Here is an 18,471-nt window from a genome sequence, read left to right as displayed (position 1 = left end):
CGGGCGAACCTGCCTTAGCGCGGCTCAATCGAGGAGTCGGAAGCCTTTCCGAATCCCCCGATCCCGAATCCCCAATTCCCGCTCCTACAGCACTTCCGACGCGTAGTCCGCCAGTCGCGAGCGCTCGCCGCGGCGCAGCGTGATGTGCGCGCTGTGCTCCCAGTCCTTGAAGCGGTCGACCGCGTAGGTCAGGCCGGAGGTGGTCTCGGTCAGGTACGGCGTGTCGATCTGCTCGACGTTGCCGAGGCAGATCATCTTGCTGCCGGGGCCGGCGCGCGTGATCAGCGTCTTCATCTGCTTGGGCGTCAGGTTTTGCGCCTCGTCGATGATGACGTAGCGGCCGAGGAAGGTGCGGCCGCGCATGAAGTTCATCGAGCGGATCTTGATGCGCGAGGCGAGCAGGTCGTTGGTCGCCGCGCGGCCCCAGGCGCCGCCCTCCTGCGGATTCGTCAGCACTTCGAGGTTGTCGGTCAGCGCGCCCATCCACGGCGTCATCTTCTCCTCCTCGGTGCCGGGCAGGAAGCCGATGTCCTCGCCGACCGAAACGGTCGCGCGCGTCATGATGATCTCGCGGTAGCGCTGCTGGTCCATGACCTGCGCGAGGCCCGCGGCGAGCGCGAGCAGCGTCTTGCCGGTGCCGGCCGTGCCGAGCAGGGTGACGAAGTCGACCTCCGGATCCATCAGCGCGTTGAGGGCGAAGTTCTGCTCGCGGTTGCGCGCGGAAATGCCCCACACGGTGTGCGAGCCGCTGCGGTAGTCGTCGACGATCTGCAGCACCGCCTTGTTGCCTTCGATGCGCAGCACGCGCATCTCGACCTCGTCCTCACCGGGCAGGTAGAGGCTCTGGTTCGGGTGCCAGTCCTCGTCCTTGCGCCGCTTCACCTCGTAGAACGTGCGGCCGCGCTCGGACCACGAGCGCAGCTCGCCGTGGCGGTCCCAGAAATCCTGCGGCAGCTCGGCGACGCCGGTGTAGAGCAGGCTGAAGTCGTCGAGGGCGCGGTCGTTCTCGTAGTCCTCGGCGGTGATGCCGTGGATGGTCGCCTTGATGCGCAGGTTGATGTCCTTGGACACCAGCACGACCGGCACCTTCGGGCGCTGCTCGCGCAGGGCCACGATCGAGGCGAGGATCAGGTTGTCGGGCAGCGTGCGGCGCTGGCTCTTGTCGGCGGTGACGTGCGCCGTCGTCTGGAAGTACAGCCGTCCGGCCTTGTGCTTGCGGTCGAGCTGGATGCCCTGCGGCAGACGCAGCTCGACGCCGTCCTCGATGTGGCGGCCGTTGCCGGCGACGATCAGCTCGTTGAGGAAGCGGCTGACCTGGCGCGCATTGCGCGACGTTTCCGAAGTTCCCTTCTTGGCGGCGTCGAGCTCCTCGAGCACCGTCATCGGTATGAACACGTCGTGTTCCTCGAAGCGGAACAGGGCGGTCGGATCGTGCATCAGCACGTTGGTGTCGAGCACGTAGATGCGCTTGCCTCGGGTCATGCGGGGCTCTCGTGGATGCGAAGGAAGAATGCGCACGCCGCATCGGCGGCACGAAGCCGCGATGCATAACAGAACAAGATGACGCTCACGGGTGGGCGAGTCGCTCGAGCACGGCGGCCGCGTGGCCGGGCACCCGCACGCCGCGCCATTCGGCGGCCAGGACGCCTTGCGCGTCGATCAGGAAGGTGCTGCGGATCACGCCGACGAAGCGGCGGCCGTACAGGGTCTTCTCGCCGAGCACGCCGAACGCGTTGCACCAGGTCTCGTCGACGTCGGCGACCAGCGGAAACGGCAGTGCCTGCTTGTCGCGGAACTTCGCGTGCGAGGCGGCCGAATCGCGCGAGACGCCGACGATCTCGCAGCCGTGCTTGCGGAATTCGCCGTAGAGATCGCGGAACGCCTGCGCCTGGTTGGTGCAGCCGGGCGTGGCGTCCTTCGGGTAGAAATAGACGACGACCGGATGCCCGCGCAGATCGGCCAGGGCGAGCGTGCTGCCGTCGTGCAGCACGCCCTGGAGCTTGGGAACCTTCTTGCCCGTCGTGACCGTCATCAGAACTTCATCGGGTCCATGATCGCGTCGAGGTTGAGCCCGTCGCAGAATTCGAGGAAATCGTCGCGCAGCGCGGCGATGTGCATCGTGTTCGGAATGCCGATGGTGATCTGCGCCGAGAACATGTCGGCGCCGGTCTGCATCGCGCGGTAGCGGGTGGAATGCAGCTGCTCGATCGTGATGTTCTGCTGCGCGAAGAACTCGGCCAGCTGGAACAGCACGCCCGGCTTGTCCGCGGCGACGACCTCGACGACGTACGGCAGCAGGTTCGACTGCTGCTGCTTGGCGCTGGTGCGGAAATGGCTCAGGCGCAGCTCGCCGTCGCGCTCGAGCCGCGCCAGCGCGTTCTCGAGCTTGGCGATCGCGTCCCAGGCACCCTGGGCGAGGGCGAGCACGCTCAGTTCGTTGCCGAGCGTGGACACGCGCGCTTCGGCGAGATTGCAGCCGCATTCGGAGATGCGCTTGCTAATCGCCACCAGGGGCGACTGGGTGGACGCGCTGAACGCGCTGATCAGCAGGTAGTTTTCGTTGGAAGCTGGGCGCGACGCGCTGTCGTTCTGGGCTTGTCTTCCTGCTTGCTTCACGATTCCGTCGCCCTGTCGGTCGCGGCGCCGCTGATCGGCGCCGACGGCCCAGAATACTGGCGGGGCAGAGGGGTCGCAAGGGAACCGCCGGGCGGTCGCGCGAGGTGAATGGACTTGCCGGGATCATCCCCGCTACCATCGAATTTCCCGCAAGCGCTTGAATCTCCGCCTTGATTCTTTCCGGCAGCATCTGCGCACTGGCGACGCCGCTGCGCTCCCGTGACGACAGCCTCGATCTGGAGGCCTGCGGTCGTCTGGTCGACTATCAAATCGAGGGCGGCACGCGCGCCCTCGTCGTCGCCGGTTCGACCGGCGAAGCCGCTGCGCTCGACGAGGCGGAATATTCCGCCCTGATCGAGTTCGTCGTCGCGCGTGTCGCCGGCCGCGTTCCGGTCCTGGCCGGCACCGGCCAGCCGGCGACGGCGAAGACGATCGCGCAGACGAAACGCGCGCGTGCGGCCGGCGCCGACGCGGCGCTGGTCGTCGCGCCGGCCTACGTGCGGCCGACCCAGGCCGGGATGCTGCGCCATTTCGGCGAGGTCGCCGATCAGGGTGGCCTGCCGGTCGTGCTCTACAACGTGCCGGCGCGCACCGCCAGCGACCTGCTGCCGGAGACCGTCGCCCAGCTGGCCCGCCACGGCAACATCGTGGGCATCAAGGAAGCCTTGCCGGACGCACGGCGCATGCAGGCGCTGCTCGCCTTCCGAGGCGAACGGTTCCGCATCTTCTCCGGTGACGATCCGACCGGCGCTCGCGCCCTGCGCGCGGGTGCCGACGGCATCATCTCGGTCGCCGCGAACGTCGCGCCGAGGCTGTTCTCGGCCATGTGCGAAGCCTGCCTGCACGGCGAGGCGAACGCCGAGGCGCTGGATCGCGAGCTGCAGCCGCTGTACGCGGCGCTGTCGGCCGAACCCAACCCGATTCCGCTGAAGTGGTGCCTGGCCCAGCTCGGGCTCGGCGAGGCGCATCTGCGCCTGCCCCTGCTTCCGCTGTCGCCCGCCTATCACGTCGCCACGCTCGACACGCTGAACCGCCTCGGTCTGGTCGAGGCCGTCCGCGCGGTCGGCTAGGCTAGACTAGTCGTATTACCTGCCACGAGATTCCACTGTGAAAAGAACCGTCCTCGCGCTGCTGACGACCCTCATCGCGGCTTCGCTGATCAGCGGCTGCGGTTTCCTGCGCAAGCGGACCGAGCGAAAGAACAACGAATACAAGACGGCGGTCGAAGAGCGGCCGCTGGAAGTGCCGCCGGGCCTGGACATGCCGAGCACGACCGGCGCGCTGACGATTCCCGCCGCCGGCGGAGCGGCGCCGGCTGCCGCGACGTCTTCTTCCGCGGAGACGCCGCCGGCCGCCGGGGAAACGGCCGTGGCCGCCGCCGCCGGATCGGGCGTGGCGCTCGGCGGAGACGGCCTGAGCGTCTCCGACACGGTGGAGAGCACCTGGTCGCGTGTCGGCCTGGCGATGGAGCGGTCCGGTGCGGCGACGATCCTCAATCGCGACGAGGCCGGGCGGACCTACACGGTGCAGACCACCGGCCAGACGACCGTCCGGCCGGGTTGGTTCAAGCGTGCGGTCACGCTGGGCATGGCGAGCACGAAGAAGACGGCCCAGGTGCAGCTCACCGTGCGTGTGAGCGCCGAGGGCGTCGGCAGCAAGGTCGGTGTGGAAGGCGCCAACGACGAGGCTTCGCGCGACGCCGCGCGTGCGCTGCTGGCGGCCCTGCGCGAAAGGCTCAGCTAGTTTCTTCTAGTTTCTTCGCGGCCCGTCCGGCAATCGCCGCGAGCGTTGCCGGATTGCAGCGTACGGGAATGCGGCTTCGGGTGAGTCCACCCGCGGCCGCAGGGGTTCACGGTATCGGGAACCTGCGCGTCAGCGCTCGATCAGGTCGCGCTTGCCCGGCTTGCCGTCCCAATCCTTGGCGTCGGCGGGAGCGTCCTTGCGCTCGGTCAATACCGGCCAGGCCTTGGACAGCTCCGCGTTCAGCGCGATGAAATCTTCCTGGCCGGCCGGCACGTCGTCTTCCGGGAAGATCGCGTTGGCCGGGCATTCCGGTTCGCACAGCGTGCAGTCGATGCACTCCTCGGGATCGATCACGAGGAAGTTCGGCCCTTCATGGAAGCAGTCGACCGGACAGACCTCGACGCAGTCGGTGTACTTGCACTTGATGCAGTTCTCGGTGACGACGAAGGGCATAGGGGATCGGGCTAGGGTCGTTGCGGCGCTGGGCTCGAATGCGCTTTTCCACGGAAACGGCGCGAACCCGCTTCGAAGCGGATGTTTGGATGTTAGTTGAAAAGTGCGGCCATGGCTGGCCGCTCTGGACGTCGGCGAAGACGAAAAGCCCAGCACCGCGTTTCCAACACCTCGAAGCAGCGTTCACGGACGAACGCAAAGGCAAATGGCGCTCCCTACGAGGTTCGAACTCGTGTTCCCGCCTTGAGAGGGCGGTGTCCTAGACCACTAGACGAAGGGAGCGGGTTGGGATTTGCGTGGCCGCGTAGTATAACGAATCGGTAACACGCAGCAAATACCGGAGCATCAGTAAGGAATGAATTCGGAGTCCCTCGTACGGAACACGCCGGTCGACGGGTCGTTCCGCATCGTTCCGCGCGCGGAACACGCGATTTCGCGCAAGAGCATTTCCCCCGGCGCCCTGCGCGTGCTGTACCGTCTGCACGAGGCCGGCTTTCGCGCCTGCCTGGTCGGCGGCGCGGTCCGCGACCTGCTGCTCGGAGGCCATCCCAAGGACTTCGACGTCGCCACCGACGCGACGCCCGAACAGGTGCGGGCGCAGTTCCGCAACTGCCGCCTGATCGGCCGGCGCTTCCGTCTCGCGCACGTCGTGTTCGGCCGCGAGATCGTCGAAGTCGCCACGTTCCGCGGCAGCAGCGACGACGGCAGCGGCGACCGCCATCTCGTCGACGGCCGTCTGGTGCGCGACAACGTCTACGGCAGCATCGAAGAGGACGCGGTGCGCCGCGACTTCACCGTCAACGCGCTCTACTACGACATCGCCGATTTCAGCGTGCGCGACTCCGTCGGCGGCATGGACGATCTGGCGCGACGCACGCTGCGCCTGATCGGCGATCCGGAGCTGCGCTACCGGGAGGATCCCGTGCGCATGCTGCGCGCGGCGCGGCTCGCGGCGAAGCTCGATTTCGAGATCGCGCCGGAAACCGCCGCACCTTTCGCCACGCTCGGGGCGCTGCTCGCGGAGGCACCGCCGGCGCGCCTGTTCGACGAGTCGCTGAAGCTGTTCCTCAGCGGCTACGGGCTGGCGAGCTTCCGCACGCTCGAACGCTACGGGCTGCTGCAGCACGTGTTTCCGGCCACCGCGCACGCGCTGTCCGGCGACGGGTCCGGGGCGTTCCGCCTTCTGCTCGAACAGACGCTCGTCAACACCGACGCGCGCGTGCGCCAGGACAAGCCCGTCACGCCGGCGTTCCTCTTCGCGGCGATGCTGTGGGAGCCGGTCCGCGCGACCGCGCAGGCGCTGATCGACGGCGGCAGCGACGCCTCCATCGCATGGCCGAACGCCGCGGCGCGCGTCCTGCGCGAGCAGGCCCAGCGCGTGGCCATCCCGCGCCGCTTCACGCTCGCGGTCGAGGAAATCTGGTCACTGCAGCCGCGCTTCGCCTCGCGCACGAAGAAGCGCGTGTTCCGACTGATGGAGCATCCGCGATTCCGTGCTGCCTACGATTTCCTGCTGCTGCGCGTGCACGAGTCCGCCGAGCTGGCCGAGCTCGCGCAGTGGTGGACCGACGCGCAGCAGGTTGATCCCGGCGAGCTGGCCGCGCAGTTGAACGCCGCTCCGGCAGTCGCCGAGGAGACGGCGCCGCCGAAGAAGCGCAAGCGCCGGCGTCGGCGCAAGGCCAAGTCCGCGCCGCAGGCCAGCGGTGGCGAATGAGCCGGCCGCGACGGCCTACGTCGGACTCGGCAGCAATCTCGAGCAACCCGAACGGCACGTCCGGCAGGCGCTGCATGCGCTCGACGCGATCGCGCACACGCACCTGGTGCGCCGTTCGCGGCTGTACCGCACGCCGCCGTGGGGGCGCAGCGACCAGCCCGACTTCGTCAATGCGGTGGCGCAGGTCGCCACGTCGCTGCCGGCGCGCGCGCTGCTGGACACGCTGCTCGCCGTCGAACTCGAGCACGGCCGCCGTCGCGACGGCACGCGCTGGGGACCGCGGACGCTCGATCTGGACCTGCTCGTCTACGACGACGTGCAGCTCGCCGAGCCCGGCCTGATCCTGCCTCATCCGCGCATCGCCGAACGTGCCTTCGTGCTGCTGCCGCTGGCCGAGCTGGCACCCGATCTGGCGATTCCGGGCGCCGGTCGCGTCCGCGAGCTGCTCGCCGCCGTGGATCAGGGCGGTTGCGTGGCGCTGGACGAATCCGGCGCTTGAGCCGGTGAGCATGCGCGCGGAATAATGCGCGACCCACTGCCAGCGGTGATCCCCGCGATGCAAGCCAACGCCGCGACCGGCGCGCCGGTCACCGTGCCAGATCTGCGCGAGCGCAAGCGGCGCGGCGAGAAGATCGTCACCATCACCTGCTACGACGCGAGCTTCGCGCAACGCGTCGACGAAGCCGGCGTCGACGTCGTGCTGGTCGGCGATTCGCTCGGCATGGTCGTGCAGGGACATTCCAGCACGCTGCCGGTCGGCGTCGACGACATGGTCTACCACACGCGGCTGGTCGCGCGCGGGCTGCGTCGCGCACTGCTCGTCGCGGACCTGCCTTTCATGAGCTACCGCAACGCCGACGTCGCGCTGACGAACTCCGCGCGCCTGCTCGGCGAGGCCGGGGCGGCGATGGTCAAGCTCGAAGGGGCCGGATGGGTCTGCGAGGTCATCGACGCGCTGAAACGGCACGAAGTGCCGGTCTGCGCGCACCTCGGCCTGACGCCGCAGTCGGTGCACGCGTTCGGCGGCTATCGCGTGCAGGGACGCGGCGACGCCGCCGCGGCGCGGCTGAAGGCGGATGCAAAAGCGGTGCAGGACGCCGGCGCCGACCTGCTCGTGCTCGAATGCGTGCCGGCGACGCTGGCCGCCGAGATCACGCGCGAGCTGAGCATCCCGACCATCGGCATCGGAGCCGGCGTGGATTGCGACGGCCAGGTGCTGGTGCTCTACGACCTGCTCGGCATCACCGTCGGCAAGCGCCCGCGCTTCGTCAAGGATTTCCTGCACGGGCGCGGGTCGGTGGCCGCGGCGATCGCCGCCTATGCCGAAGACGTGCGCAGCGGCGCTTTCCCGACATCCGAGCACAGCTACTGAGTCGCGCATGAAGACGGTGACGCACAAGGCCGGACTGCAGGCCGTCGTCGACGGCTGGCTCGGCTCGGGCAAGCGCATCGCGCTGGTGCCGACCATGGGCAACCTGCACGCCGGCCATCACTCGCTGGTCGCGCTGGCGCGCGAGCGGGCGGACGTCGTGATCGCCAGCGTGTTCGTCAATCCGACCCAGTTCGGCCCGCACGAGGATTTCGCGCGCTATCCGCGCACGCCCGAGGCGGACGCGCAAGGCCTGGAGGCGAGCGGCTGCGACCTGCTGTTCCTGCCCGGCGTCGAGGATCTCTATCCGTACGGGGCCGAGCGCAGCGTCCGGGTCAGCGTGCCGCAGCTGCCCGACGTGCTCGAGGGCGCAATCCGGCCCGGGCATTTCGACGGCGTCGCCACGGTTGTCGCCAAGCTGTTCAATCTCACGCGGCCGCACGTGGCGGTGTTCGGGCAGAAGGATTATCAGCAGTTGCTGGTGATCCGCCGCCTGGTCCGCGATCTCGGCTATCCGATCGAGATCGTCGCCGCGCCGATCGTGCGCGAGGCGAACGGTCTGGCGATGAGTTCGCGCAACCAGTATCTCGATCCCGAGCAGCGTGCGAGGGCAGGCGTCATCCGCCAGACCCTGTTGTGGATGGCCGAACAATCCCGCGGTTCCGATGCGGACCTGTCCGCCGTCGAGGCGCAGGCCGCCGCACGGCTGCGCGAAGCGGGACTCGATCCGGACTACGCCGTGGTGCGGAACGCGGACGACCTGACCGAGCCGAAAAGAGACGAACGTCACACCTGGGTCGCGCTGATCGCGGCGCGAATGGGCTCGACCCGGCTGATCGACAATCTCCTGATCGAGCCCTGACGTGTTCCGGCTCGACGAAAATCGCAATTCTCTCAATGAAATCAGCGTGTTGAGCCGTTCTTCGGCATTCGTTGCGCGGTTCGGCCGGTTTTTCCGGAATCGCCTGTAGCGTTTCTCCATCGGACTGTGGTATTCTCCCCACTGCCTGAAGGGTTTTCGCAACGCCAGTCGTTGCACTCCGATGGCAGCAGGGCGCATTTAGGTAGTCGTCACTCCAAATTAGGACCCTCGCTGCGGCGACGCGCGAGGGTTTTTTTTGCCAGGAAGAATCATTAAGTCCATGATTTTTATTGAAATTAATTCCGGGGTCCGTAGGTCGTGCTGCATCAGCACATGCTTTGATATAATGATCCGGTGCGCATTTGTTGCGCGAACGCAACAGCAGGAGACCTCATGCACCTCAACATGCTCAAGGCGAAGATCCATCGGGCGACGGTGACGCACGCCGAGCTGCACTACGAGGGTTCCTGCGCCATCGACGGCGATCTGCTCGACATCTCCGGCATCCTCGAGTACGAGCAGATCCACATCTACAACGTCAACAACGGCGAGCGCTTCTCGACCTACGCGATCCGCGCGGACGAGGGCTCGGGCATCATTTCGATCAACGGCGCGGCGGCGCATCGCGCCCAGCCGGGCGACATCATCATCATCGCCGCCTACGGCGGCTACAGCGAAGCGGAAGCGGCCCAGCACAAGCCGCAGCTGGTCTACGTCGACCGTTCCAACAAGCTCACGCACACCAATCGCTCGATTCCCAAGCAGGCGGCGTAGCTTTCGCGCTCGCCCGCGACTGCTGCGGACGTCAGCGCCGAGATCGGGGCTGACGCTGCACCCTCACTCCAGAACGCACGTCACGGAATCATCCGCGCGATGGCGTCGCAGCGCCCACGCGACGTGCTCGCGTACGAGTGGCGAAGCGTCGTTCTCGCGGCTGTGCAAGGCGGCCAACACCGTCGGCGTGCCGGGCGCGTTGCCGAGCGCGACGGCGATGTTGCGCAGCCATCCCTCGTAGCCGGTGCGGCGGATCGCCATGCCGGCGGTCCGCTCGAGGAAATCCTCCTCGCTCCAAGCGAACAGTTCGGCCAGCGTGGCGTCCTGCAGGCCGTGCCGCGGCACGAAGTCCGCCTCGGGCGTGGGCGTGGCGAACTTGTTCCATGGGCAGACCAGCTGGCAATCGTCGCAACCGAAGATGCGGTTGCCGATCAGCGGGCGCAGCTCTTCGGGAATCGCGCCGCGCAGCTCGATCGTCAGGTACGAAATGCAGCGCCGCGCGTCGAGGCGGTACGGGGCGACGATGGCCTGCGTGGGGCAGACGTCGATGCAGCGCGTGCAGGTGCCGCAGTGCGCCGACGGAGGCGCATCGACCGGCAGCGGCAGGTCGGTGTAGATCTCGCCCAGGAAGAACCACGAACCGGCCTCGCGATTGAGCAGCAGGGTGTGCTTGCCGATCCAGCCTAGGCCCGCATTGCGCGCCAGCGCCTTCTCCAGCACCGGCGCCGAATCGGTGAAGACGCGATGCCCGAACGGGCCGGTGGCTTCGGCGATGCGGTCGGCGAGCTTCTGCAGGCGCGTGCGCAGGATCTTGTGGTAATCGCGGCCGAGCGCGTAGCGCGACACGTACGCGCGTTCGCCGTCACCGAGAACGTCCCACGCGCCGGCGATGCCCGGCGGCGCGTAGTCCATGCGGGCGGACAGCACGCGCAAGGTGCCCGGCTGCAGCTCGGCCGGACGGCTGCGCTTGGAGCCGTGCCGCGCCATGTAGTCCATTTCGCCGTGAAAGCCGGCGTCGAGCCAGCCGAGCAGGTGGGCTTCGTCGCCGTCGAGTTCGATGCCGGAAATGCCGACGCGCTGGAATCCGAGTTCCCGCGCCCAGTCTTCGATGTCCCGGCGCAGCGTCGTGTAGTCGATCGTGGTCATGCGCGTGGGGTCTGCGTGCGTCGTCCAGCATAGCGCGTGCCCGTCGCTTCTATAATCGTCCGATGAGCGACGGCGCCCGCACGACATCGCTGTACACCGCCGATCAGGTGCGCCGCGTGGAGCGCCATGCGATCGATCGCTTCGGCATTCCCGGCTTCGATCTGATGCAGCGCGCCGCGGCGGCCGCCTATGCCGTGCTGCGTCGGCGCTGGCCCGCGGCGCGGCGCGTCCTGCTGCTGGTCGGCGAAGGCGGCAACGGCGGCGACGCGCTCCTGCTCGGAACGCTCGCCTTGCGCGACGGGCTCGCGGTCGAGGCGCTCGCCTTGTCCGACCGTTCCACCGGCGATGCGGCGCAGGCTCGCGCCGCGTTCGATCGAGCCGGCGGGCGCGTGCGCGTCGCCGATGCGGCAGCCGAATTCGGCGACGCCGACGTATGCGTCGACGGACTGTTCGGCATCGGACTCAGCCGTCCCCTCGACGGCGTCGCGGCGGCGCTGGTCGCCAGGCTCGATGCGACGCGCCGTCCGGTGCTCGCGCTCGACGTGCCTTCCGGCCTCGATGCCGATACCGGCGCGCGGCTCGGCCCTTGCGTGCGCGCCGACGCGACCGTCGTCTTCGTCGCCTGGAAGCGCGGCCTGTTCACCGCCGACGGCGCCGAGGCCTGCGGCGAGCGCGAACTCGCCACGCTCGACGTGCCGCTCGCGGCCTTCGAGGACGTCCCTGCCGACGCCGACCTGCTCGATGCGTCGATCGCCGGCGTTCTCGCGCCGCGCCGCGACAACGCCAACAAGGGGCACTACGGGCACGTGCTGGCGATCGGCGGCGACGAGGGCATGGGCGGCGCGATCCGCCTGGCCGGCGAGGCCGCGTTGCGCACGGGAGCGGGACTGGTCAGCGTCGCGACGCGGCCGGCGCAGGTCGCCGTCGCCTCCGCGGCGCGCCCGGAACTGATGGTGCGCGGCGTCGACGACCGGTCCGCCCTGGATCCGCTGCTCGCGCGCGCCAGCGTGGTGGCGATCGGTCCCGGACTCGGCCAGGCGCCGTGGGGGCGAGCGCTGTACGACGCGGCGCTGGACTGCGGCAAGCCGCTGCTGCTCGACGCCGATGCGCTGAACCTGCTCGCCCGGTCGCCGCGCGCGCTGCCGCCGTCGACGGTGCTGACGCCGCATCCGGGCGAGGCGGCCCGCCTGCTCGGATGCGACACCGCGACGATCCAGCGCGACCGCTACGCTGCGGTGCGCTCGCTCGCGCAGCGCTACGCGGCGGTCGCGGTGCTGAAAGGGGCGGGCAGCCTGATCGCCGATGCGCACGGTCGCGTCGCGGTCTGCCGCTGGGGCAACCCGGGCATGGCCTCGGGCGGCATGGGCGACCTGCTCACGGGCGTCGTCGCCGGTCTGCTCGCGCAGGGGCTGTCCGCGTGGGACGCCGCCCGTTTCGGCGTCGCCTTGCACGCGCGTGCCGGCGACCTGGCAGCGGCGGATGCACCGCGCGGCATGATCGCCGGCGACCTGCTCGCGCCGCTGCGGCATCTCGTCAACCGTTTCGAGGCATGAGCACGGTGCTTCCCGATCTCGACGAAGCGCAACTCGTCGCCGCGGCCCGGCGGCTGGCGCCGCACCTGCGCGACGGCGGCATCGTGCACCTGCGCGGCGAACTCGGCGCCGGCAAGACCACGTTCGCGCGCGCCCTGCTGCAGGCGCTCGGCGTCGGCGAGCGGGTGAAGAGTCCGACGTACAGCCTGATCGAGTCCTATCGCGTCGGCGATCTCGACGTCCACCATCTCGACCTGTACCGGCTCGCCGATCCGGGCGAGTTGGAATGGCTCGGCGTCGCCGATCTGTGGGGCGGTGCGTCCCTGGTCCTGATCGAATGGCCTGAACGCGGGGCCGGCGCGATGCCGCCGGCCGACCTGGTCCTGCGGCTGGCGCATTCGGCCGCGCGGCGTTCGCTCGCGGCGGAGGCGGCCAGTCCCCGCGGCGCCGCGTGGCTGGCGGACTGGATCTCGAAAGGCGGCTTCTGAATCGGTCGCTTGGGGCCGATTCCTGAATGGAAATTCACGAAAGCTTCGCACGTTTCGGATTTTCAAGGAAAAAGCTTGCTTTCTCCGGGCGCTTTCGATTTGAATACGCGCCATGTGGGGACCTCGCATCCAAGCTTCGCTGCTCGCCGGTTTCGCGCTGCTGCTCGGGACTTCGACGGCTTGCGCCTCTGAAATCAAGAGCTTGCGAATCTGGGCGGGCCCCGAATACACGCGCGCCGTGTTCGACGTATCCGGGCCGGTCGACTACAAGCTGTTCGAGTTGAACAAGCCCGACCGCATCGTGCTGGACATCCGCGGCAGCGATCTGGGCAGCGGCTTCAGCGCGCCGGCCGTCAAGGGATTGCTGAAGGGCCTGCGCGCCGGCAAGCAGGGCAAGAGCGATTCGCGCGTGGTGTTCGACCTCGCCGACGGCGTGCGTCCCAAGAGTTTCCTGCTGCCGCCGGCCGACAAGTTCGGCTACCGCCTCGTGCTCGACCTGTATCCGGCCGCGGTCAAGGCGGTGCCGGTGAAGACGGTCGTCGACGTCGCGCCGGGCAAGGCGCGCGACGTCGTGATCGCCATCGACGCCGGCCACGGCGGCGACGATCCGGGCGCGACCGGTGCCACCGGCACGCACGAGAAGGAAATCACGCTCGCCGTCGCACGTCAGCTGAAGAAGCTGGTCGACCGCACGCCGGGCATGAGCGGCGTGCTGATCCGCGACTCCGACTACTTCATTCCGCTCGAGAAGCGCTACCTGAAGGCGCGCGACGCGAAGGCGGACCTGTTCATCTCGATCCACGCCGACGCGTTCACACGCAGCGACGCGCGCGGTTCTTCGGTGTGGGTGCTGTCGCCGCGCGGCGCGACCAGCGAGGCTGCACGCTGGCTGGCCGATCGCGAAAACCGCGCCGACCTCGTCGGCGGCATCTCGCTCGACGACAAGGACGACATGCTGGCCAAGGTGCTGCTCGACCTGTCGCAGGGCGCGACGATGGGGGCCAGCGTCTCGGTCGCCGAGCAGGTGCACGGCGCGCTGCGCAAGCTCGGCCCGACCCATCGCAACTACGTCGAAAAGGCGAACTTCGTCGTGCTGCGCTCGCCCGACGTGCCGTCGATCCTGGTCGAGACCGCGTTCATCAGCAATCCGGCCGAGGAAGCGCGCCTGAAGAGTCCGGAGCACCGCGAGAAGCTCGCCGGGGCGATCCTCGACGGCGTCAACGAGTATTTCCGCTCGACGCCGCCGCCGGGCACGCTGTTCGCGCAGAACGCCGATCGTGCGCGCGAGGCGCGCGCCAAGTCGCAGCGCTACGTCGTCAACCGCGGCGACACCCTGCGCGCGATCGCCGAACGCCACGGCACGACCACCGCCCAGCTGCGCGCCGCCAACGAGCTCGCCGACGAGCGCGTGCGGCCGGGCGAGGTGCTGCAGATCCCGCCTTCCGGCTGAGCCTTCGCGTTCGGCTATGATGCGCGACTGACATGTCGCGCATCCGTTCGCTTCCGCCCGAGCTCGTCAACCAGATCGCCGCCGGCGAGGTCATCGAGCGGCCGGCGTCGGTGGTCAAGGAGCTGGTCGAGAACAGCCTGGACGCCGGCGCGCGGCGCATCGAGATCGACATCGAGCAGGGCGGTGCGCGCCTGATCCGCATCCGCGACGACGGCGGCGGCATCGACGCCGAGGACCTGCCGCTCGCGGTCGCCGCACACGCGACCAGCAAGATCGCCAGCTTCGACGACCTCGAGCGTGTCGGCACGCTCGGCTTCCGCGGCGAGGCGCTGCCGTCGATCGCTTCGGTCTCGCGCTTCGCGCTGACCTCGCGCGCGCGCGGAACCGAGGCGGCGTGGCGCATCGAGGTCGACGGCGGCAGGCCGCGCGCGCCGGCGCCGGCGCAGCATCCGCAGGGCACCAACGTCGAGGTCCGCGACCTGTTCTACAACCTGCCGGCGCGGCGCAAGTTCCTGCGCGCCGAGCGTACCGAATTCGGCCACATCGACGAGCTGGTCAAGTCGATCGCACTGGCGCGGGCACCGGTGGAGCTGCGGTTGAGCCACAACGGCAAGCCCGTTCGCCTGCTGCACGCCGCGCGCACGGAAGGCGACGAGACGCGTCGCATCAGCGACGTGCTCGGCGAGGAATTCCTCGCCAACAGCCTGCGCATCGAGCACGAAGCGGCGGGCCTGCGCCTGCGCGGCTGGGTCGGGCTGCCGACCGCGTCGCGCTCGCAGGCCGACCAGCAGTACTTCCACGTCAACGGCCGCCTCGTGCGCGACCGCCTCGTCGCCCATGCGGTGCGTCAGGCGTACGCCGACGTGCTCTACCACGGCCGGCATCCGAGTTTCGTGCTGTTTCTCGAACTCGATCCGGCGCTGGTCGACGTCAACGTGCATCCGGCCAAGCACGAGGTGCGCTTCCGCGAGGGCCGCCTCGTGCACGATTTCCTGTACCGCACGCTCGACGATGCGCTCGGCGGCGCGCGCGCCGGCAGCGCGGCGAACCTGCCAGGCGCCGCCGCCGCGGCACCGGCGTTCGCGCCGTCCGCGTCGACGTCCTACGGCTATTCGCCGCAGCGCCAGGGCGGTCTCGGCCTGGGCGTGCGCGAGCCCCTCGCCGAGTACGCGGCGCTGTTCGGCGAATCGCGCGCCTTGCCACAGGCTTCCGGCGGGGCGGGTCTTGCGATCGGTAACGCGCCGGCCTCCGCTGCGAACGCGGACGCGCAGGACATTCCGCCGCTGGGCTTCGCGCTGGCGCAGCTGCACGGCATCTACGTGCTGGCCGAGAACGCCCACGGCCTGGTGCTGGTGGACATGCACGCCGCGCACGAGCGCATCACCTACGAGAAGCTCAAGACGGCACAGGAGGGCTCGGGCATCCGTTCGCAGATGCTGCTGGTGCCGCTGACGCTGGCCGTCAGCGAGCGCGAGGCGGGCGTGGTCGAGGAGCAGGCGGCGCGCTTCGCCGAACTCGGCTTCGACGTCGCGCGCAGCGGTCCGCAGAGCGTCGCGGTGCGGCGCATTCCGGTACTGCTCGACGGCGCCGACGTCGCCCGGCTGGTGCGCGACGTCATCGCCGACTTCGCCGTGCACGGGCAGTCGCGGCGCGTCGAGGAGAGCGGCAACGAGATTCTCAGCACGATGGCCTGTCACGGTTCGGTGCGCGCCAACCGTCGCCTGAGCCTGCCAGAAATGAATGCGCTGCTGCGCGAAATGGAGGCGACCGAGCGCTCCGGCCAGTGCAACCACGGACGGCCGACCTGGGTGCAGCTGGGCATCTCCGAGCTGGATCGTCTTTTCCTGCGCGGAAGGTGATTGGAAGGTTTGCGGTCGGTCCGCGTTCGGGATCGCTGCGGTTCGGTCGGGTGCGTCGGTTTGTCGAGGTATCGGTTTCGAAAAACTCTACCCGTGGCCGTCGCTCCCATCATGTTTGTTTCTCACATCCCCAAGGATTCACGATGCTCAAGACCAGTCTTCTGCTCGCCGCGAGCTTTGCCGGAGTGCAACTGATGTCAGCCAAGGTCGAAGGCGGCAAGGCGCCCGCCGACTACACCAAGCAGATCGAGACCTGGCGTGCGCAGCGCGTCGAGCGGCTGAAGTCGCCGAATGGTTGGCTGAGCCTGATCGGCCTGCACTGGCTCAAGGACGGCAGGAACACCGTCGGCAGCGCGAAGGACAACGACGTCGTGCTCGCCAAGGGACCGGCGCACCTGGGCGCGGTCTTGCTCAAGGACGGCAAGGCGACGATCGAGCTCGACGCGAAGGCCGACGCGACGATCGACGGCGGCAAGTCGAAATCCGCCGTGCTGCTCGACGACAGCCACGAGAAGCCGACCACGGTCGCGTTCGGCACGGCGAGCTTCTATCTGATCGACCGCAACGGCAAGAAGGGCCTGCGCGTGAAGGACTCCGACGCGCAGACGCGCAAGGACTTCGTCGGCATCGACAACTACCCGATCGCTCCGGCCTGGCGCATCGAGGCGAAATGGGAGGCGTACCAGCCGCCGCACACGCTCGACGTGCCGACCGTGCTCGGCACGGTCGACAAGATGCCGGTGCCCGGCAAGGCGGTGTTCGAGCGCGACGGCAAGAAGTACGAACTGCTGCCGGTGCTCGAGGAGAAGGACGCCAAGGAGCTGTTCTTCATCTTCGCCGATCGCACCAGCGGCAAGGAGACCTACGGCGCGGGCCGCTTCCTCTACGCCGACATGCCCAAGGACGGCAAGGTCGTCATCGACTTCAACAAGGCCTACAACCCGCCGTGCGCGTTCACGCCGCACGCGACGTGCCCGCTGGCGCCGCCGGAGAACCGTCTCGACCTGACGATCCAGGCCGGCGAGAAGAAGTATCGCGGCGGACATCACTGATCCTTGCGCCGTGCGTGTCCTGCTGGTCTCCGACACGCACGGCGTTCTCGACGCACGCATCGAGGCCCTGGCACGCGAAGCCGCGCTCGTCGTGCACGCCGGCGACGTCGGCTCGGCGCAGGTGCTCGAGCGGCTGCGCCGCGCGTGCCCGCGCGTGATCGCGGTGCGCGGCAACAACGACGTGGCGTCGAAATGGGCCTGCGCGGACCTGCAGGAACTGCAGACGCTCGGGGAGTCGGTGGAAATCGACCTGCCCGGCGGCGTGCTCGCGGCCACGCACGGCGACCGCTTCGCCGTTGCGCGCCGGCACGCGCTGCTGCGTGCGGCGTTCCCGGGCGCGCGGGCGGTCGTCTACGGCCACAGCCACCGTCTCGGCGTCGACGACGGCGAGCGGCCATGGGTCTTGAATCCCGGCGCGGCTGGCCGCGCACGCACGTTCGGTGGGCCGAGCGGCCTGCTGCTGCACGCCGCCGCGAAATCGTGGACGGTGGAGGCGGTCCGGTTCCCTCGCTGAGCCGGACTCGGCTGCGGTTCAGCCGCGGGCGGCATGATGGCCGACGGTCGGCGCGAACTTTCGGCGCCCGGCGCGCTCCCAAAGCGGCCGCTTTGGCCCGCAGCGGGGCTCGGTTACACTAGCGCGTTTTTTGCGGCCGGCTCCCGTCACGGGCCGGACCCGATCAGGCATTCACCCCGGAGGCATCAGGCATGAAGTTCGGTTGGTCACTCGCCCTTGCGGCGCTGCTCACTACTGGCTCGGCGTTCGCGCAGGACACCACGTCCGACAAGGGCAAGGTTTCGTACGCGATCGGCTACCAGATCGGCTCCGGTCTGGCCGACCGTGGCATGGAAGTCGACATCAACACCGTCACCCGCGCGATCCAGGACGCGTTCGGCAAGAAGCCGCCGGCCGTGCCGGAAGCGGCGATGAAGGACGCGCTGGCCAAGCTCGACGCCAAGATGAAGGCCGAGGCGGACAAGGCGCTGGGCGACAACAAGCGCCAGGCCGACCAGTTCATGGCCGAGAACAAGTCGAAGAAGGGCGTGACGGTGCTGCCCAACGGCGTGCAGTACCGCGCGATCGAGGACGGCAACGGCAAGACGATCGGTCCGGGTAACGAAGTCACGTTCCACGTGCGCGTTTCGCTGACCAGCGGCCGCGAGATCCGCAGCTCCTTCGTCGGCGAGCCGGTGAAGGCGAAGGTGTCCGAGATGCAGAACATCTTCGGCACCAAGGTGCTGCCGGAAGTGATCCAGCGCATGAAGGTCGGCGACCACTGGCAGATCTTCCTGCCGCCGGATCCGGCGTCCGGCAACCAGGTCTTCATCTGGGAAATCAAGATCATCGACGTGAAGTGACGTCCGGACGGCGTCGTCGCGTTCCGCATGGAGCGCGGCGCGACGCCGCAATCCGAT

Annotated in this window: 19 protein-coding genes and 1 tRNA gene; 14 read left to right on the top strand and 6 right to left on the bottom strand. The window is 68.8% G+C overall.

Annotated elements, in window-relative coordinates; genetic code table 11:
• Positions 1-84 precede the first annotated feature (84 nt).
• From ACFO6Q_RS18535 to ACFO6Q_RS18525, 3 genes are all read right to left on the bottom strand, one after another.
• Positions 85-1,482 carry a PhoH family protein gene (locus ACFO6Q_RS18535; RefSeq protein ID WP_380022610.1) on the bottom strand — a complete coding sequence of 466 codons (1,398 nt, stop codon included), beginning with the start codon at positions 1,480-1,482 and terminating at the stop codon, positions 85-87.
• An 85-nt stretch (positions 1,483-1,567) separates the two neighbouring features.
• Positions 1,568-2,032, bottom strand: coding sequence for a peroxiredoxin (locus tag ACFO6Q_RS18530; RefSeq protein WP_380022609.1), 465 nt, complete (start codon positions 2,030-2,032; stop codon positions 1,568-1,570).
• Complete coding sequence (locus tag ACFO6Q_RS18525) at positions 2,032-2,616, bottom strand: glycine cleavage system transcriptional repressor (RefSeq protein WP_380022608.1); 585 nt, start codon at positions 2,614-2,616, stop codon at positions 2,032-2,034. The genes ACFO6Q_RS18530 and ACFO6Q_RS18525 overlap by 1 nt, the downstream gene beginning before the upstream one ends.
• Positions 2,617-2,786: 170 nt before the next feature.
• On the opposite strand from ACFO6Q_RS18525, the gene dapA reads away from it, so the two are divergent.
• Together dapA and ACFO6Q_RS18515 are read left to right on the top strand one after the other, a co-directional pair.
• Positions 2,787-3,686 (top strand): 4-hydroxy-tetrahydrodipicolinate synthase, encoded by a 900-nt coding sequence (dapA, locus tag ACFO6Q_RS18520; protein WP_380022607.1) that lies wholly within the window; start codon positions 2,787-2,789, stop codon positions 3,684-3,686.
• A gap of 37 nt (positions 3,687-3,723) precedes the next feature.
• Positions 3,724-4,359 (top strand): hypothetical protein, encoded by a 636-nt coding sequence (locus ACFO6Q_RS18515; protein WP_380022606.1) that lies wholly within the window; start codon positions 3,724-3,726, stop codon positions 4,357-4,359.
• Positions 4,360-4,488: 129 nt separating this feature from the next.
• Here ACFO6Q_RS18515 and fdxA read toward each other — a convergent pair whose 3' ends face one another.
• Together fdxA and ACFO6Q_RS18505 are read right to left on the bottom strand one after the other, a co-directional pair.
• Positions 4,489-4,812: a ferredoxin FdxA gene (gene fdxA / locus ACFO6Q_RS18510; protein ID WP_380022605.1), complete on the bottom strand. Its 324-nt coding sequence runs from the start codon at positions 4,810-4,812 to the stop codon at positions 4,489-4,491.
• 206 nt (positions 4,813-5,018) lie between these two features.
• A tRNA-Glu gene (locus tag ACFO6Q_RS18505) sits at positions 5,019-5,094 on the bottom strand.
• Between the two features lie 73 nt (positions 5,095-5,167).
• On the opposite strand from ACFO6Q_RS18505, the gene pcnB reads away from it, so the two are divergent.
• The 5 genes from pcnB (at position 5,168) to panD (ending at position 9,531) form a co-directional block, all read left to right on the top strand.
• The gene (pcnB, locus tag ACFO6Q_RS18500; protein ID WP_380022604.1) at positions 5,168-6,526 is read left to right on the top strand and encodes a polynucleotide adenylyltransferase PcnB; all 1,359 of its coding nucleotides are present in this window, start codon (positions 5,168-5,170) and stop codon (positions 6,524-6,526) included.
• Positions 6,516-7,025: a 2-amino-4-hydroxy-6-hydroxymethyldihydropteridine diphosphokinase gene (gene folK, locus ACFO6Q_RS18495; protein ID WP_380022603.1), complete on the top strand. Its 510-nt coding sequence runs from the start codon at positions 6,516-6,518 to the stop codon at positions 7,023-7,025. Before pcnB ends, folK begins: the two co-directional genes overlap by 11 nt.
• 57 nt (positions 7,026-7,082) lie before the next feature.
• Positions 7,083-7,898 (top strand): 3-methyl-2-oxobutanoate hydroxymethyltransferase, encoded by an 816-nt coding sequence (panB, locus tag ACFO6Q_RS18490; RefSeq protein ID WP_380022602.1) that lies wholly within the window; start codon positions 7,083-7,085, stop codon positions 7,896-7,898.
• Between the two features lie 7 nt (positions 7,899-7,905).
• Positions 7,906-8,757, top strand: coding sequence for a pantoate--beta-alanine ligase (gene panC / locus ACFO6Q_RS18485; protein WP_380022601.1), 852 nt, complete (start codon positions 7,906-7,908; stop codon positions 8,755-8,757).
• Between the two features lie 393 nt (positions 8,758-9,150).
• Positions 9,151-9,531 (top strand): aspartate 1-decarboxylase, encoded by a 381-nt coding sequence (gene panD / locus ACFO6Q_RS18480; protein WP_380022600.1) that lies wholly within the window; start codon positions 9,151-9,153, stop codon positions 9,529-9,531.
• Positions 9,532-9,594: 63 nt separating this feature from the next.
• On the opposite strand, the gene queG is transcribed toward panD, so the two are convergent.
• Positions 9,595-10,677, bottom strand: a complete 1,083-nt coding sequence (gene queG, locus ACFO6Q_RS18475) for a tRNA epoxyqueuosine(34) reductase QueG (protein WP_380022599.1) — start codon at positions 10,675-10,677, stop codon at positions 9,595-9,597.
• A 62-nt stretch (positions 10,678-10,739) separates the two neighbouring features.
• Here queG and ACFO6Q_RS18470 point away from each other — a divergent pair, with 62 nt between their 5' ends.
• The 7 genes from ACFO6Q_RS18470 (at position 10,740) to ACFO6Q_RS18440 (ending at position 18,414) form a co-directional block, all read left to right on the top strand.
• Positions 10,740-12,230 (top strand): NAD(P)H-hydrate dehydratase, encoded by a 1,491-nt coding sequence (locus ACFO6Q_RS18470; RefSeq protein WP_380022598.1) that lies wholly within the window; start codon positions 10,740-10,742, stop codon positions 12,228-12,230.
• Positions 12,227-12,697, top strand: coding sequence for a tRNA (adenosine(37)-N6)-threonylcarbamoyltransferase complex ATPase subunit type 1 TsaE (tsaE, locus tag ACFO6Q_RS18465; protein WP_380022597.1), 471 nt, complete (start codon positions 12,227-12,229; stop codon positions 12,695-12,697). The genes ACFO6Q_RS18470 and tsaE overlap by 4 nt, the downstream gene beginning before the upstream one ends.
• Before the next feature lie 112 nt (positions 12,698-12,809).
• Positions 12,810-14,147 carry an N-acetylmuramoyl-L-alanine amidase gene (locus ACFO6Q_RS18460; RefSeq protein ID WP_380022596.1) on the top strand — a complete coding sequence of 446 codons (1,338 nt, stop codon included), beginning with the start codon at positions 12,810-12,812 and terminating at the stop codon, positions 14,145-14,147.
• Between the two features lie 32 nt (positions 14,148-14,179).
• Positions 14,180-16,006 (top strand): DNA mismatch repair endonuclease MutL, encoded by a 1,827-nt coding sequence (mutL, locus tag ACFO6Q_RS18455; protein ID WP_380022595.1) that lies wholly within the window; start codon positions 14,180-14,182, stop codon positions 16,004-16,006.
• A gap of 194 nt (positions 16,007-16,200) precedes the next feature.
• Positions 16,201-17,058 carry a DUF1684 domain-containing protein gene (locus tag ACFO6Q_RS18450; RefSeq protein ID WP_380022594.1) on the top strand — a complete coding sequence of 286 codons (858 nt, stop codon included), beginning with the start codon at positions 16,201-16,203 and terminating at the stop codon, positions 17,056-17,058.
• Positions 17,059-17,068: 10 nt separating this feature from the next.
• Positions 17,069-17,572, top strand: coding sequence for a metallophosphoesterase family protein (locus ACFO6Q_RS18445; protein ID WP_380022593.1), 504 nt, complete (start codon positions 17,069-17,071; stop codon positions 17,570-17,572).
• A gap of 191 nt (positions 17,573-17,763) precedes the next feature.
• Complete coding sequence (locus tag ACFO6Q_RS18440) at positions 17,764-18,414, top strand: FKBP-type peptidyl-prolyl cis-trans isomerase N-terminal domain-containing protein (protein ID WP_380022592.1); 651 nt, start codon at positions 17,764-17,766, stop codon at positions 18,412-18,414.
• Positions 18,415-18,471 lie beyond the last annotated feature (57 nt).

The sequence above is a fragment of the Dokdonella ginsengisoli genome, from assembly GCF_042652785.1.
Classification (GTDB): domain Bacteria; phylum Pseudomonadota; class Gammaproteobacteria; order Xanthomonadales; family Rhodanobacteraceae; genus Dokdonella_A; species Dokdonella_A ginsengisoli.
This window is presented reverse-complemented; position numbering and strand designations above follow the sequence as displayed.

What these genes read in the sequence shown, in the direction of transcription:
- ACFO6Q_RS18535 (WP_380022610.1), bottom strand. Translation starts at nt 1,482, where the DNA reads ATGACCCGAGGCAAGCGCATCTACGTGCTCGACACCAACGTGCTGATG.
- ACFO6Q_RS18530 (WP_380022609.1), bottom strand. Translation starts at nt 2,032, where the DNA reads ATGACGGTCACGACGGGCAAGAAGGTTCCCAAGCTCCAGGGCGTGCTG.
- fdxA (WP_380022605.1), bottom strand. Translation starts at nt 4,812, where the DNA reads ATGCCCTTCGTCGTCACCGAGAACTGCATCAAGTGCAAGTACACCGAC.
- pcnB (WP_380022604.1), top strand. Translation starts at nt 5,168, where the DNA reads ATGAATTCGGAGTCCCTCGTACGGAACACGCCGGTCGACGGGTCGTTC.
- panB (WP_380022602.1), top strand. Translation starts at nt 7,083, where the DNA reads ATGCAAGCCAACGCCGCGACCGGCGCGCCGGTCACCGTGCCAGATCTG.
- panC (WP_380022601.1), top strand. Translation starts at nt 7,906, where the DNA reads ATGAAGACGGTGACGCACAAGGCCGGACTGCAGGCCGTCGTCGACGGC.
- panD (WP_380022600.1), top strand. Translation starts at nt 9,151, where the DNA reads ATGCACCTCAACATGCTCAAGGCGAAGATCCATCGGGCGACGGTGACG.
- queG (WP_380022599.1), bottom strand. Translation starts at nt 10,677, where the DNA reads ATGACCACGATCGACTACACGACGCTGCGCCGGGACATCGAAGACTGG.
- ACFO6Q_RS18470 (WP_380022598.1), top strand. Translation starts at nt 10,740, where the DNA reads ATGAGCGACGGCGCCCGCACGACATCGCTGTACACCGCCGATCAGGTG.
- tsaE (WP_380022597.1), top strand. Translation starts at nt 12,227, where the DNA reads ATGAGCACGGTGCTTCCCGATCTCGACGAAGCGCAACTCGTCGCCGCG.
- ACFO6Q_RS18460 (WP_380022596.1), top strand. Translation starts at nt 12,810, where the DNA reads ATGTGGGGACCTCGCATCCAAGCTTCGCTGCTCGCCGGTTTCGCGCTG.
- mutL (WP_380022595.1), top strand. Translation starts at nt 14,180, where the DNA reads ATGTCGCGCATCCGTTCGCTTCCGCCCGAGCTCGTCAACCAGATCGCC.
- ACFO6Q_RS18450 (WP_380022594.1), top strand. Translation starts at nt 16,201, where the DNA reads ATGTCAGCCAAGGTCGAAGGCGGCAAGGCGCCCGCCGACTACACCAAG.
- ACFO6Q_RS18440 (WP_380022592.1), top strand. Translation starts at nt 17,764, where the DNA reads ATGAAGTTCGGTTGGTCACTCGCCCTTGCGGCGCTGCTCACTACTGGC.